Source organism: Pedobacter paludis, from assembly GCF_003173575.1.
Lineage (GTDB): Bacteria > Bacteroidota > Bacteroidia > Sphingobacteriales > Sphingobacteriaceae > Pedobacter > Pedobacter paludis.
Window position 1 is genome coordinate 1 of sequence record NZ_QGNY01000006.1, and the last position, 14,814, is coordinate 14,814.

Annotated in this window: 16 protein-coding genes; 10 read left to right on the forward strand and 6 right to left on the reverse strand. The window is 36.9% G+C overall.

Features of this window, described 5'->3' with window-relative positions:
• Positions 1-145: 145 nt before the first annotated feature.
• Positions 146-526, forward strand: coding sequence for a response regulator transcription factor (locus DF947_RS16225; RefSeq protein ID WP_109931106.1), 381 nt, complete (start codon positions 146-148; stop codon positions 524-526).
• Between the two features lie 69 nt (positions 527-595).
• Here the strand turns inward: DF947_RS16225 and DF947_RS16230 are convergent, their stop codons facing one another.
• Complete coding sequence (locus tag DF947_RS16230; protein WP_109931107.1) at positions 596-1,585, reverse strand: GlxA family transcriptional regulator; 990 nt, start codon at positions 1,583-1,585, stop codon at positions 596-598.
• A gap of 129 nt (positions 1,586-1,714) precedes the next feature.
• Between DF947_RS16230 and DF947_RS16235 the strand changes: the two genes are divergently transcribed.
• The 5 genes from DF947_RS16235 (at position 1,715) to DF947_RS16255 (ending at position 7,713) form a co-directional block, all read left to right on the forward strand.
• Entirely contained in the window at positions 1,715-2,131 is a 417-nt protein-coding gene (locus DF947_RS16235; RefSeq protein WP_109931108.1) for a VOC family protein, read from the forward strand.
• A gap of 17 nt (positions 2,132-2,148) precedes the next feature.
• Positions 2,149-2,526 carry a DoxX family protein gene (locus DF947_RS16240; protein WP_109931109.1) on the forward strand — a complete coding sequence of 126 codons (378 nt, stop codon included), beginning with the start codon at positions 2,149-2,151 and terminating at the stop codon, positions 2,524-2,526.
• A 99-nt stretch (positions 2,527-2,625) separates the two neighbouring features.
• Positions 2,626-3,945, forward strand: a complete 1,320-nt coding sequence (locus tag DF947_RS16245; RefSeq protein ID WP_109931355.1) for an alpha/beta hydrolase — start codon at positions 2,626-2,628, stop codon at positions 3,943-3,945.
• A 112-nt stretch (positions 3,946-4,057) separates the two neighbouring features.
• On the forward strand, positions 4,058-6,685 hold the full coding sequence (locus tag DF947_RS16250; protein WP_109931110.1) for a PAS domain-containing protein: 2,628 nt from the start codon (positions 4,058-4,060) through the stop codon (positions 6,683-6,685).
• Between the two features lie 74 nt (positions 6,686-6,759).
• Complete coding sequence (locus DF947_RS16255; RefSeq protein WP_109931111.1) at positions 6,760-7,713, forward strand: YihY/virulence factor BrkB family protein; 954 nt, start codon at positions 6,760-6,762, stop codon at positions 7,711-7,713.
• 2 nt (positions 7,714-7,715) lie between these two features.
• Here DF947_RS16255 and DF947_RS16260 read toward each other — a convergent pair whose 3' ends face one another.
• The 3 genes from DF947_RS16260 to DF947_RS16270 are packed head-to-tail and all read right to left on the reverse strand — an operon-like array spanning position 7,716 to position 9,925.
• Positions 7,716-8,138 carry a secondary thiamine-phosphate synthase enzyme YjbQ gene (locus DF947_RS16260; protein WP_109931112.1) on the reverse strand — a complete coding sequence of 141 codons (423 nt, stop codon included), beginning with the start codon at positions 8,136-8,138 and terminating at the stop codon, positions 7,716-7,718.
• Positions 8,139-8,149: 11 nt separating this feature from the next.
• On the reverse strand, positions 8,150-9,475 hold the full coding sequence (locus tag DF947_RS16265) for a M23 family metallopeptidase (RefSeq protein ID WP_109931113.1): 1,326 nt from the start codon (positions 9,473-9,475) through the stop codon (positions 8,150-8,152).
• A gap of 9 nt (positions 9,476-9,484) precedes the next feature.
• Positions 9,485-9,925: a hypothetical protein gene (locus DF947_RS16270; RefSeq protein ID WP_109931114.1), complete on the reverse strand. Its 441-nt coding sequence runs from the start codon at positions 9,923-9,925 to the stop codon at positions 9,485-9,487.
• A gap of 294 nt (positions 9,926-10,219) precedes the next feature.
• On the opposite strand from DF947_RS16270, the gene kduI reads away from it, so the two are divergent.
• Together kduI and DF947_RS16280 are read left to right on the forward strand one after the other, a co-directional pair.
• A complete protein-coding gene (gene kduI / locus DF947_RS16275; protein WP_109931115.1) occupies positions 10,220-11,062 on the forward strand; it encodes a 5-dehydro-4-deoxy-D-glucuronate isomerase in 843 nt (280 codons plus the stop codon).
• A gap of 130 nt (positions 11,063-11,192) precedes the next feature.
• Positions 11,193-11,960 (forward strand): SDR family oxidoreductase, encoded by a 768-nt coding sequence (locus DF947_RS16280; RefSeq protein WP_109931116.1) that lies wholly within the window; start codon positions 11,193-11,195, stop codon positions 11,958-11,960.
• 61 nt (positions 11,961-12,021) lie between these two features.
• Here the strand turns inward: DF947_RS16280 and DF947_RS16285 are convergent, their stop codons facing one another.
• Both DF947_RS16285 and DF947_RS16290 read right to left on the reverse strand, forming a co-directional pair.
• A complete protein-coding gene (locus tag DF947_RS16285; protein WP_109931117.1) occupies positions 12,022-12,648 on the reverse strand; it encodes a carbonic anhydrase in 627 nt (208 codons plus the stop codon).
• A gap of 58 nt (positions 12,649-12,706) precedes the next feature.
• The gene (locus DF947_RS16290) at positions 12,707-13,216 is read right to left on the reverse strand and encodes a flavodoxin family protein (protein ID WP_109931118.1); all 510 of its coding nucleotides are present in this window, start codon (positions 13,214-13,216) and stop codon (positions 12,707-12,709) included.
• A gap of 222 nt (positions 13,217-13,438) precedes the next feature.
• Between DF947_RS16290 and DF947_RS16295 the strand changes: the two genes are divergently transcribed.
• On the forward strand, positions 13,439-14,008 hold the full coding sequence (locus tag DF947_RS16295; protein WP_109931119.1) for an RNA polymerase sigma factor: 570 nt from the start codon (positions 13,439-13,441) through the stop codon (positions 14,006-14,008).
• Positions 13,989-14,738 (forward strand): hypothetical protein, encoded by a 750-nt coding sequence (locus tag DF947_RS16300; RefSeq protein ID WP_109931120.1) that lies wholly within the window; start codon positions 13,989-13,991, stop codon positions 14,736-14,738. The genes DF947_RS16295 and DF947_RS16300 overlap by 20 nt, the downstream gene beginning before the upstream one ends.
• Positions 14,739-14,814 lie beyond the last annotated feature (76 nt).

Here is a 14,814-nt window from a genome sequence, read left to right on the forward strand (position 1 = left end):
TTACCCTCGGGGCGGGCACCACCTACAAAAACCAGCTCTCCATCCTGGTACAGTACACCACCAACACCTCCGACCTGCAGAACTACAGCAACGGGGAGGCAGAGATATCGCTCAGGTACAGTTTTAAGTAGGACAGATAAAATAGATGGAGATGAGAATACTAATGTCGGGAGGGGATGGGATTGTGAGTGAAGGATTAAGACTTGTGCTGAAAGACACCTGGCCGAAATGCCGGCTGATTGAATTCGAGGGCATAGGGAAAGAAGGTGGCTTAACCGTTAGGCAGGACATTGACCTTGCGATTCTGGAAACGGGAATGGGAGGGAGCGCTACACTTGAGGAAGCAGTACGATCGGTATCGGAGCGGGCGAAGGTGGTGGTGCTTGCGCCCTACGAACGGGAAAGCATCGAGACAGAGCGTCTGAGGAATGCAGGGGCAAGTAGAGTCATCTTCAGAGATACCTCCTTGGAGGAAATCCGAGCGGTATTACTTTCCATATTCGCGTTAGGAACAGCGATAATTTAATAACGAAAAAGATGTTTCTGATAAAAATTCGCTCGAAAAATTTTTTGTATTGAAATTTGAGCAAAAAACTTAAGCTTGTTGCAATACAGGAACTTCTTTATGGTATTTGTTTCGATATTCTATTGGAGTTAAGCCCGTGATTTTTTTAAACACATCCCTAAAAGATTTCGTATCGGTGTAACCAACATCGAACATCACTTCGGTAATATTCTTTCTGCTAGACTCGAAGCTGCGCTTTGCGGCCTCTATTTTCACTCTTTGTATGTATTCGATAACGGTGTTTTTGGTTGCGCTTTTAAAACGGCGCTCAAAACTTCTTCGTCCTATAGCAAGCATATCTGCTAACTGATCTACCGTGATTTTTTCCTGATAATTGGTGTCTATAAATTCCTGCACCTTTTTAATTTTCTCGTCTTCATGTCCTTTCTGTCCCTGAAACATCATAAAGGCCAATTGACTTTCGCGATCAATATCGATTGCAAAATACTTTGCGGCTAAAATTGCAGTATCCCGATCGGTATATTTTTCTACTAAGTATAAAAGTAAATTCCAATAAGAATTTGCTCCGCCACTCGAGTATAATCCTTGTGCATCTGTAATAATGCTGCCATCAACCAAATCAACATCTGGGAACATCGCTCTAAACTGATTTGCAAATAACCAATGGGTTGAACATTTTTTGCCGTCTAACAAACCGGTTGATGCCAACAAAAATGCACCCATACAAAGTGATGCAACTTCTGCACCTTTTGCATGATGCTTAATTATCCATGGCAGTAAATCTCGATTTAAAGTTAAGGCAGAACTAACATTTCCACTAATCGCAGGAATAAAAATCAAATCTGTTTTATCCACATCTTCAATAAGTTTATCCGTATGCACAGTGAACAAACTATTATTTAACCGAATTTCTTTTGTTAGCCCAACCAGTTCAACTTTAAATAATGGAGACTTGCCAGAGGCTTGTAGAAATTCATTAACAGCTGTAAATAAATATCGAGGATCAGCAATCGCTTCGATGACAGCAGTCTCTGGAACTAAGATAGATATGTGTTTCATATTAACAAATATAGCAAGCCGTGCTGTCGTAAACAACCCCTTTAATTGTCGTTTACGCAGGTTTATGTTTTTGTTTTCCCGTAGTATGTTTGTGATGTTAATATACTGTGGGTGTAGAAAAATATTAAAATGGCCAATATTAATTCATATCTAACATTTAGTGGAAACTGTAAAGAAGCAATGACATTTTATCAAAACTGCTTGGGCGGTGAGCTTACCTTTCAAACCATTGGAGAATCTCCCGAAGCCGATAAAATACCTTCTGAGCTAAAAAAATGTATTCTCCATGCCGTATTGGCTAACGACGATATGGTTATTATGGCTACAGATATGACAGACGAAAAAGGTTTGATTAAAGGAAATTCTGTATCTCTGATGTTGAACTGCAATTCAGAAGCCGAAGTAATGGATTATTATAGAAAACTTTCTGCAGGAGGAGAAGCCACACATATGCCTGAGGAAACATTTTGGGGTGCTGTATTTGGTAATTTAACTGATCGATATGGAAACAATTGGTTACTCAGTTATACTAAAAACGACTATTGACTTAAACTAATCGACATATGAAAAAGATAAAAATCTGGTATTGGATTGCTACAATCTTGTTTGCTTTAATGATGATAATGGATGGCTTTGGAGGTATAACGCAACAAGAAGCTGGTAGAGAAGTTTTAAAGCATTTAGGTTACCCAATGTATTTGCTCATTATAACAGGAAATGCAAAAATAATAGGTGCCATCGCAATTTTGCAAACGAAATTTAAAGTAATTAAAGAGTGGGCTTTTGCCGGGTTTGCAATAAATTTTATTGGTGCTTTTGTTTCAAGAGCATTTGTCGGCGATGAAATGAGCTTGTTGATTCCTCCAATTGTTGCACTTGCCATTATGTTTATCCCATATTTTTTATGGAAAAAATACGATCTAAATGTTAAAAATAGTTAAAACTAAAAAGATAGTTGTTTTTTAAAAATTTAGGAACCAAATATTATTAACTTTGATGTGTTAAAAAAAAATCAACCAAACCCAACACATCATAAATACATGAAGAAAAGTATTTTATTTGTAATCGCCTTGTTATTTACTACAGCAGCTTTTTCACAAAACGTTATCAGCTTATTTAATGGGGCCAATACTTTTTTTGCTTTAATGCAAGAGGAAAAATTTGCCGAAGCCCGTGGATATTTTGATGAAAACATGAAATCAAAAATCAGCGAAGAAAATTTAAAACAACTTTGGGTAGATATCAATACAAAGCTAGGAAAAGCAGAATCATTAGATGCCATTCAAAGTAAAGCACAAGGCGAATTTTTTGCAGTAACTGTAGAAGGTAAATTTGCAAACGGTAATCAAAATTTCTTGGTTGGGTTTAACAAAGAGCAAAAAATTGTTGGTCTTTTTTTAGTGCCTTCTCAAACGGCAAAAGAATATTTAAAGCCAGCTTATGCCGATACCAATTTATATACCGAAAAGTCTGTTTACGTCACTTCAGGGAAACATCAGCTCGCTGCAATAATTACAACACCAAAAAACGTTAAAAATTTTCCAGTTGTGGTTATGGTTCATGGCTCGGGACCTAGCGATTTGGACGAAAGTGTTGGTGTAAATAAACCCTTTAAAGATATTGCCGCTGGCATTGCAGGTAAAGGAATTGCATCTTTACGTTATGTTAAGAGAACACTCATTTATGCAAATGAATTTGGTGGCGCCTTTACAGTTAAAGAAGAGGTTTTAGATGATGCCCTTGCCGCAATAACTATGGCAAAAACAATTGCCGGTGCAAATTCAAAAAATATTTACGTATTTGGACACAGTTTAGGTGGGATGTTGGCTCCGAGAATGGTTTCTTTAGCTCCAGATTTGGCCGGAATTATTTTGGCTTCCGCACCAGCAAGATCATTTACCGATATCATAATTGATCAAAATAAATACATGTTTGCTTTATCTAAAGATACTTCAGAAGTTAATAAAAAAAGACTTGATACTGCAATTATGGATATTCAGGTAAGTAGAATTAAGCAATTGGGTACTAAAATTAAAGCCGATTCGGCCATATTGGGTTTGCCAGCAAGTTATTGGATCGATTTAAATAATTATGACCAAGTTGCTGCAGCAAAAAAATTAATCAAACAAAAAATCTTTGTAGTTCAAGGCGGTAATGATTTTCAGGTAAGCAAAACCGATTTTGATATCTGGAATACGGCTTTGGGCAAAAAGAAAAATGCCAAGCTAAAATTTTATCCAGAATTGAATCATTTGCTTAGTCCACAAACAGAAAAAGGAAGTGCAGCCCAATATCAGGTTCCAGTAAGCGTTTCAGCAACCCTGATTAATGATGTTGCGGCCTTCATTAAAGAAAAATAATACGACTAACCGTGTATCTTATTGAGATTAAAGCCTGATTTTTTCAGGCTTTTTTGTGTTTAAACATATTAGTAGATAAACTTTTAATATCTTTAATCTACTAACAAAATAAATGACAGCGATATATTCTGAACAAGAAAGATTTAATTCTTTGGTGGAGGCATCTCCAATGCCAACTGCCATTTATAAAGGAGAAGAAATGGTGATTAGCGTTGCTAATCAAGAGATGCTAGATTTATGGGGCAAAGATTCATCGGTAATCGGTAAACCTTTAATAGAAGCTTTGCCCGAATTAAAAAATCAGCCATTTTCAAATCTACTTAAGGAGGTTTTTTTGAGTGGGGAAACTTATCATGCAGAAGAATCCAGAGCAGATTTAGTGGTAAATGGCCAGTTACAGACTTTCTATTTTACTTTTACTTATAAGCCTTTAAAAAATGAATTTGGCAAAACGTTTGCCATTATAAATACAGCTGCGCATTTAACGGAATTGGTTAAAGCCAGAAAGCAAATTGTAGAAACACAGGAACGTTTATCTTTTGCCCTGTTTTCTGCCGGAATAGGAACCTGGGATTTGGACCCAATAAATAACAAAGTGAATTGGGATGCCCGATGCAGGGAATTATTTGGATTTCCGGTTCAAGGCGAAATCCGTTATGAAGATGTGCTCAGTTGTATTTACCACGAAGATGAAGAAAATGTTAATCGTGCGGTTTTAGCGGCAATTAACCCTGAAAACTTAGGGCATTATGATATTAAATATCGAACCATCAGTAAAGAAAACGATCAGTTAAGATGGGTACACTGCAAAGGAAAAGCTTATTTTAATAACGATGGAATCGCTTATCGCTTTGCGGGCACCGCACAGGATATTACAGCTGAGGTAAAAAGCCGACGGAGAGCACAACAGCTTTTAGGTTTAGTAAGCAACAATGCAGATCATATGACTGTAGCCAGTATGGATGGCACTTTAATTTACATGAACAATGCTTCGAGAAAATTATTGGGAGTAGATTTAGATGCAGATGTTACCAAAATGACTGCTCGCGATTTTTACAGCGAAGAGGAGCTGGATCGGGTTCAAAATCACATCATTAAAGAGATTACCGAAGATTCTGGCTGGCAAGGAAATATCAATCTTAAAAATTATAAAACGAAAGAAATTATCCCCTGCAGGGTAAGTTATGTTTTAATTAGAGATCCTGAAACACTAGAAATTATCGGACGTGGAGCTACAGCCCGAGATTTGCGCCCGGAAATTAGAGCAAAGGCAGAACTTCAAAAATTGGCTGCCATTGTAGATAGTAGTGAAGATTTTTGTAATTATTGCGACATCAGGGGCAATACCCTGTATATAAATCCGTCAGGAATTGAGCTTATTGGAATAGATCCTGCATCAATTTTGAATACAAATCTATTTGATTATCATAGCGATAAAACAAATGAAAAAATAAGAGATGAAATCATCCCGATTCTTTTTTCTGAAGGAAAATGGTCTGGAGAATTGGAGTTGTTGCATCAAAAAACCGGAGAAATCATTCAGATTCATAAGCAGTTGTATATGATTCGGGAAGACATTACGGATTTACCCGTAGCCATTGCTGGTATTGCAAGAGATTTACGAACAGAATTAAACGTACGTAAGATTTTGGCCGATAAAAACGATTCCCTTCAAAACGTGATCAATGAGCTTGAATTCTTGGCCGACACTGTTCCTCCTGTGGTGTGGACCAGCAAGCCAGACGGAAACTTGGACTACATTAATAAAAGATGGTACGATCAAAGTGGAAGAACAAAGGAAGAAACTATGGGATCGCGATGGACAGAAAGTTTACATCCTGAAGATTTGCCAAAAGCAAGAGAAGCATGGGGCATATCTTTACGTACCGGAAATCCTTACGAAACTGAATTCCGTTGTATGGATAAATATGGCGAGTATCGGTGGTACTTAGTCAGGGCATTACCCTTAAAAAATAGTGATGGGCAAATTGTTAAATGGTACGGCACCAATACAGATGTTCATCATCAAAAAGAATTAGAAAAGCAAAAAGATGATTTTTTAGGCATTGCCAGTCATGAGCTAAAAACACCAGTAACCAGTTTAAAAGCTTATGCTCAGGTGTTAGAATCGATGTTTAAAAGATCTGGCGATTTAAAAAATGCTGAGCTTTTGGGTAAAATGGGAAAACAGGTAGATCGGTTAACCAATTTAATAGGCGATTTACTTGATGTAACTAAAATTAATTCTGGCAGATTACAGTTTAACAATACGGCGTTCGATTTTAACGAGATGATTGAAGAAGTTAAAGAGGATGTACAACGCACTTCATTTAAACACATCATTCAATCGAATTTAAATTTTAAAGGAACCGTTTATGGTGATCGCGATCGAATTTGCCAAGTGGTTACCAATTTGCTTACCAACGCAGTGAAGTACTCGCCAGAAGCAAATGAAGTTGTGATTAGTACCCAAGAAATTGGAAATAATGTTCAGGTAAGCGTTCAAGACTATGGCATTGGGATAGAGGAAAATCTAAAAGATCATGTATTCGAACAGTTTTATCGAGTTAGTGGAAATAAAGAACATACTTTTCCGGGATTGGGTTTAGGGCTTTACATTTCTTCGGAAATTGTAAAAAGATTAGGTGGCAAAATTTGGGTACATTCTGTTGAAGAGAAGGGCTCCACATTTTTCTTTTCAATTCCGCTAAAGCAGGAACGATTAGAGATTCGCCAATAAATTGCCAAACAAATCATAAAATATAAGGTTTAAGATTTAAGAGAAGTTTCTGAATTATTAGACCTATAGATTTTATGGCAAAAGAAAAAATCACTTTTAAGGGGATTTGGGGTATTTTAAAAGCATCCTTTACTGGTTTTGGCGATCATAAGGTAACCAAGTTAAGTGGTTCGTTGGCCTATTATACCGTTTTTTCCATGGCGCCACTATTGGTTGTAATTATCTCACTTTGTGGAATATTTTTAGGTAGAGAAGCCGCCGAAGGGCAGATTTACAGTCAGCTAGATGGTTTTTTAGGAAAAGATACCGCATTACAGCTTCAGCAGATCATCAAAAATGCATCATTAAGTGGTAAAGGTACAGTTGCTTTTACCATAGGTTTAATTACGTTATTGGTTGGGGCAACAACTATTTTTGGCGATATTCAGGATTCTATAAATACAATTTGGGGATTAAAACCAAAACCGAAACGAGGATGGTTAAAAATGCTTCAAAACAGATTTCTTTCTTTTTCGGTAATTATAAGTTTAGGTTTTGTGTTGCTGGTTTCGCTTGGTGTAACTACGATTTTGGATACTTTTAGTAAGCGTTTACAAGTGCGTTATGCAGATGTTTCTGTTATCGTTTTTTATGTCGTCAATCAAATCGTAACGCTTGCAGTAATTTCTCTAATTTTTGGCGTAATTTTTAAAGTTTTGCCAGATGCCATTATTAAATGGAAGGATGTAATTGCCGGATCTATTGTTACTGCACTTTTGTTTATGGCCGGCAAGTTTGCCATATCGCTTTATATTGGGCAAAGCAATGTTGGGAGTACTTATGGCGCAGCCGGATCATTGGTTGTGGTGCTCCTTTGGACATATTATTCATCAATTATTCTGTACTTTGGGGCCGAATTTACCAAAGCATATGCGGTAGCTTACGGATCAGAAATTTACCCTTCGCATTATGCCGTAACTACAAAAGAAGTAGAGGTTGAAACGGGAAACAATTCCATTCAGGATAATCATCCAGGGATAGAAAAATAGATTTATTCGCCCCAGGCGGTGATAACGAATTTTCTTTGACCGCCATGATTTCGATGCTCGCAGAGATATATTCCCTGCCAGGTTCCTAAGGCTAATCTTCCATTTCGGATTGGAATTGTTACTGAACTGCCAAGCAAGGCCGATTTTAAATGTGCAGGCATATCGTCAGATCCCTCGTAATCATGTTCGTAATCGGGATCATTTTCTGGCACAACTTTATTGAAAAACATTTCGAAGTCTACTCTTACCGTAGGATCGGCATTTTCGTTTATGGTTAAAGATGCAGATGTATGTTGAATGAAAACCTGACAGATGCCCATTTTTATTTCAGAAATTTGTGGTAAGGCATTTAAAACTTCTTCAGTGATTAAGTGGAAACCCCTTCGCCTTTTTCTTAAAGAAACTGCTTGTTGAAAAATCTTCATTATCATTCGTCTTATTTCGTTATCCAGCCAACCTGCATATCCTCATTGTTTATCAGTTGGTAATTTCCAAAGTTACCCAATACACTAACCGTTTCACCTTCTTTTAAATTTAATTTTATTGGAGCTAAGGCATGTGGACGATCATATAATTTTATCTGACTGGCGTTAATTTTTAATCGTTTTAAAGGTTTGGCTGTTTGAACGAGATCCGAATTTTTTATAAAACCAACACTTCCATCAGGCAATTCTGTTTTATAGTAATCGCTAGTTGCTGCATTAATATTTACAATTGTACCTGCTGGTAAGGATGATATAATGGAAAATTTGCTTTGAGCACTGCTGTACAACTTTGTTCCGGTACCTGTTCTTAATGTTTTGTTCAAATTGGAAAGCGGAACTGAAATGTTTGATGGTGCTTTGATTACCGGATCAATAAATGGAAGTGGATTTACTGCGCCACTAAATTCATAAATCCCGAAATGGAGATGGGTCGGCGTTGTTTTGGCATTGCCAGTATTGCCCATTAAACCTAAAGTATCGCCAATTTTAACTTCTTGCCCCTCAATAGCAATTTGCTGATCTAAATGAGCATAGTACAACGTATAGTTTTTGCCCTTTGGCCTAACCCAAACCACTTTTCCACCTAAATTATTTTCGTTAACGCGAGTAACTGTACCATCAGATATTGCCAATACCGGACTTCTAAACGTTCCAAAAATATCAACACCTTCATGTTTTCTAGCATTATCATCCCGACCATCGCCCCAATAACTTTTAATACTGCTGCTGCTTTTTGATTTGGTTGGAAATGCCAATGATGGGCCAGTTGTTATTTCTAACGTATATTCAATACTTTGTAAAAGCTCAGGCTGTAATCTAATTAAATAATCGCCACTATCATCAATATCAAATTGAATTGGATTGCCAAGTGTATCTATGGAAGCCAGTAGTTTCGGGTTGCTTCCATTGGCTACATGCCAAAAATCTACATAAACCATTGTGCCACTGTTTGGTTTTTTGCTTAATGAAATATTAATCTTCTGGCCTTTTGTGGCGTTAAATCGATATGTAGAAACTGGAATTTTTTCTGCGGCAAAATAACCTGTTTCCTTAAAGGGTAAAGTAATATCTACCGGTTTTTGCATTCCGATTTCTGCAGACTTGATCCATTGACCACCTAGAGCTGTTTTATCTAAACCGGCATTAATTAATTTTCTTTGATAAGCCTCATGTGGAGAAGCTGCCTTAAATAAATTAACTGTTCCTGCTTTGCAGGCAAAAAGCGCTAGGATGCACAGCGAGCCAAAGAGTTTAGCAATGGAATTTGATTCTGGCATAGGTATTTATCAGTTTTTTTTCATGTTGCTTAATACAGCTGCAGTAACTAAGCCACCAATTAAATACCAGGTAACCGTTAAGATTTTGGTTTTCTCTGTTCTGTTAACTGGAGCGTCATCTAAGCCCATCTTGCTTGGAAGGCTAATGGCTCCAAAACCGGCGGTAAGCCCAGCAACAGCACCTTTTAAATAAATATTTTTTTTACTGCCATAACCAATTGCACTGAAATATAGGCCATTGCTAATTAAATCGCTGGCCAAAGTGGCCAGATACAAATTTTCACCAACAGGTGCACTTAAATTTAACTTGTGTAATGATTTTGATAGGGCTTCTTCTCCAATCCGATGTACCCTTGGGGCATCTTTATCAAATCTCCGAACGGTTTCATGCAAAATGTTTAATGCGCCAGCTCCCGCAAATCCCGCCAATAATGCTTTTAATATCTTCATATTATTAAAAGCTTGTTAAACAGTAAATTGTTTGGGAAAAGATAAAGAAAGTGGCTCGTTAAATGCACTATAACGAAGAAATACTCCATCCTATTAGCTTCCTCTATAAGAAGGGAAGGTTAATCGCCTTTAGCTAAATTTTCTTTAAAGATCCAATCATTAATCGTTGCTTTAACGTTATTTTTAATAAAGTTGTGGATTCATTTAATTATTAAGCATGGTATAAATATATTTGCGAAGGCTTGATTTGAAATCAGATCTATCCAAATATTCTCACATCTCAAAATCAATATAATGAATAATCATTTCGAAAGTCGGTATGCTCAAAGTCCAAAAGAAGTTAAACAGATGGATACCGCCACTTTACGCGATAACTTTTTAATCGAAAATGTTTTTGAAGCAAACCAGGTAAATCTAACCCTATCTCATTTTGATCGCTATATAGTTGGCGGTGCAATGCCGGTAGATCAAAAATTGGAGCTTCCGAACCCAGATGATTTAAAAGCAAGTTATTTTTTAGAAAGACGAGAACTTGGTATGATAAACGTAGGCGGAAAAGCCATAATTATTGCTGATGGAGTACGCTACGAATTAAATTACAAAGAAGCTTTATACATTGGGAAAGGCACAAAAGAAGTTTCTTTCGAATCTGCAGATAAAAACCAACCGACTAAATTATACATCAACTCGGCACCAGCACACCATAGTTACCCCACTAAAAAAGTAAGCAAGGCTGATGCAGAAATTGTAGAACTGGGAACTCCGGAAACGGCAAATCATAGGGTGATTAATAAACTTTTGGTAAATAGTGTTTTGCCAACCTGCCAATTGCAAATGGGTATGACCGAACTAAAATCTGGAAGTGTTTGGAATACAATGCCGGCACATACCCACGATAGAAGGATGGAAGCTTATTTCTATTTCGAGGTTCCGCAAGGACAGAGCGTTTGTCATTTTATGGGTCAGCCACAAGAAACCCGCCACATTTGGATGCAGAATGATCAGGCAGTAATTTCTCCAAACTGGTCTATACACTCTGGTGCTGGAACCAGCAATTATACTTTTATTTGGGGTATGGCAGGAGAAAATCTTGATTATGGAGATATGGATCACTGCGCAATTACCGACTTGAAATAAGCATCCGTCATCTCGATTGAAGCGTAGCGAAACAGAGAGATCTTTCTAGTTGGTTACCAATAATTTATTCAATCTTTTGAAATACCGATGATTATAATTATCTAGTAGCTATTAAAACAAAAATAAAAAAATGTCATCAAACATATTCGATTTAGCGGGTAAAACTGCATTAGTTACGGGTTGCAAAAGAGGAATTGGCAAAGCAATGGCTTTGGCATTGGCTGAAGCCGGAGCCGATATAATTGGGGTTTCCGCTAGCCTAGAACTTCACGATAGCAGTGTAGAAAAAGAGGTTTTGGCACTTGGTAGAAAATTTTATGCCTATCAATGTGATTTTAGCAGTCGCGAAGCAACGTTGGAATTTGCAAAAACAGTTAAAACCGATCATCCCATCATCGATATTTTGGTGAACAATGCCGGAACAATTCTTCGCAAACCAATTGCCGAACATCCAGATGAATATTGGGACGAAGTAATTGCTGTTAACCAAACCGCACCTTTTATTTTAACCCGGGAAATTGGGCGAGATATGATTACAAGGGGCTCTGGAAAAGTAATTTTTACGGCTTCACTTTTATCTTTTCAAGGTGGAATTACGGTTCCAGGTTATGCAGCCAGTAAAGGCGCAATAGCTTCGTTAACTAAAGCTTTTGCAAATGAATGGGCATCAAAAGGTATAAATGTAAATGCAATTGCTCCAGGTTATATTGCTACCGATAATACTTCGGCATTACGCGAGGATCAGGATAGAAGTACATCTATTTTGGCTCGGATCCCTGCGGGAAGATGGGGAACTCCAGAAGATTTTAAAGGACCAACGCTTTTCCTGGCCTCGTCTGCCAGCGATTATGTTCATGGAACAATCTTAACTGTTGATGGCGGCTGGATGGGTCGTTAACTGATAACACTTATAAAAAAAAGCAGTTATCAACTGATAACTGCTTTATAAATTGCTCTACTTAATAAAGGTTATAAATTTCTTTGATGTCTTTTAAAATAGAATCAAAATCAATTTTTAAATCAATTAATTTTCCTGTTCTGATATCGAAAACCCAACCATGTACCGTTAAGCCACGAAGCGTAATTGCCTCTTGAACGGCCGCGGTTTTAAGTAAGTTTACACACTGTTCTTGAACGTTTAATTCCACAAGTCTATCGTAACGTGCGCTTTCATCTTCAATTTTGCTAAGCTCTTCTTTGTGTATGCGATAAACATCACGGATGTTTCTTAACCATGGATTTAAAATGCCCATGTCGGCTGGTTGCATGGCGGCCTTTACGCCTCCACAATTATAATGGCCACAAACTACAATATGATTTACTTTTAAATGGCGTACGGCATAGTTTAAAACCGTCATTACATTTAAATCCACATTGTTAACCAGGTTTGCAATGTTGCGGTGAATGAAGGCCTGACCCGGCTGAATCCCCATTAAGTCTTCTGCCGTAACCCGACTATCCGAGCAACCGATATACAAAAACTCAGGGCTTTGGCCTTTTGCTAAATTGGTGAAATAATCAGGGTCTATTGCCAATTTCTCAGCAATCCACTTGTCATTATTTTTAAATACTTCTTCTACGTTCATGTTAAATTAGGCTATGATGTTTGTACTAAAGTAAATATTGCGAGGTTAATTCTAAATGTTATTCTGCCATAAAACTAAAGAAAGATTTCCTTATTTCTATCAGTTCATCCTCCGTAATCTTTTTATTAACATCAAAATAAACATGCCCCTTAAAGTTCAGCTCTAGGTAATTTGCGGTCATGTAAAAAGGCGTTGTAAAACCATCAGGTAAATCTCCATCGGTACCAACGGCCATTAATTTCATGATTTTGCCCTTTAAATTTCTTCCAGCTTCTTGATTTAAAGTTACCCAATCAGTTAGGCGATCGAATAAGTTTTTCATCCGGCCGCTCATCGAATACCAATAAACCGGCGTTGCAAAAATTAAGTGCTTGTGGTAAAGAATTTCTTTGCCAAAAATTTCGAAACGATCTTCTTCCGGATATTTGTTGTCGTAATTATAAGGAAGAAAGTAATTTTCAATCAAGTTGATTTGAGTATGATCAATACCTTCAAAAAGCTTGCTTAGATACTTTTGAGTATCACCATTTAATCTGGCACTTCCATTAATAACTAAGATATCCGACATATAGCATCTATTATATATCTTTAACAAAACAAATAAATAAAAGTTGGTTATAAATAGGCAAAGCGATCATAACTTTTGCAATGGCGTCGTTGCTTGAGAATTATGTGATATTATTTTACTGTAAATCAGATTATTATAAAATATTTTAACTTATTTTAACTTTTTTCTTATCTCCATGCAACCATTGTTTGTAAATCCCCATCTTCTATATACAAACACACAATGAAATTGACGCGAAGCTATACGATAAACGATTTGATGGAAGGCTGCAAAGCTGGCGACCGGAAGATGCAAGAAATGCTTTACAAGCAAACTGCATCTAAAATGTTAGCCGTTTGCATGCGATATGTCAAAGATAGAATGGAAGCTGAAGATGTTTTGCAAATGGGCTACATCAAAATCTTTCAAAAGATTAAAGAATACAGAGGCGATGGATCTTTTGAAGGCTGGATTAGAAGAGTAATGGTTAATACCGCGATAGAAAGTTACCGTAAAAATTTACGCAGCTTAAATGTTGTAGAAATAGATGAAGCCTACGAACAGCCATCAACTGGATTTGATTTTGGAACATTGGGCATGCAAGATTTAATGAAAGTAATCCAAAAATTAGCCGATGGTTATAGAATGGTTTTTAATATGTATGTAATTGAAGGTTATTCTCACAAAGAAATTGGAGAAACACTTGGCATCTCAGAAGGAGCAAGCAAGTCTCAGTTATCTAGAGCAAGAGCAATTTTAAAAGAAGAAATTATAAAAATGGAGGGATTTGGTTATGCAACCTATACAGGATAAGGATTTTGACAAATTATTTAAGGATGCTTTTGCGGATGCTGAAGTAACGCCATCAAGGGATTTGTGGAGCAACATAGAAAGCGAAATTGAGCCTAAGAAAAAAAGAATAGTACCAATTTATTGGTTATCTGCAGCTGCGGTTTTATTAATTGCTGCAGTCGGGATTTTGATTTATCAACAGCAAAATACGGCTCATCCAGATAAAAACCTAGCTAATAACAGAACAGAAACTGTGAAGCCTGTAGTTAAAGCGAATTCTATTGAAGATTCTACTACGGTTGCTCCCCAGCCAGTTGAAAAACAACTAGAAAATACTTTGCCAGTTGTTACCAAAAAGCTTTCTTCATCTATAGCCAAAACGAATAAAACCGAAGTTAAACCTGAAGAGAAACAACGCCTAGCTACAGCTCCTGAAATGCAAAAACAGGAAACGTTGACTGCAAAATTAGATGGTACGCAACAGGAAATCATTAAGAAAAAAATTGAGGAAGCTATTCAAGAACCTAAAGAAGTAATAGCAATGGTGGAAACACCAACTGCTGATGTAATTAATGAAAACGACCAAAGCAATAAAGGCATCCGTAATGTTGGTGATGTGGTAAACTTAATCGTAAATAAAGTTGATAAAAGAAAAGATAAGTTTATCCAGTTCCGGACAGATGATGATGATTCTTCACTTTCATCGATAAACATTGGCCCTTTTAAAATTGGCAAAAGAAATAAAAAATAACCAGGATTTTAGGATTTCAAGACTTGAGAAGTTAAAACATTCTTTCATTCAATAATCCTCTAATTCAATCATTCAA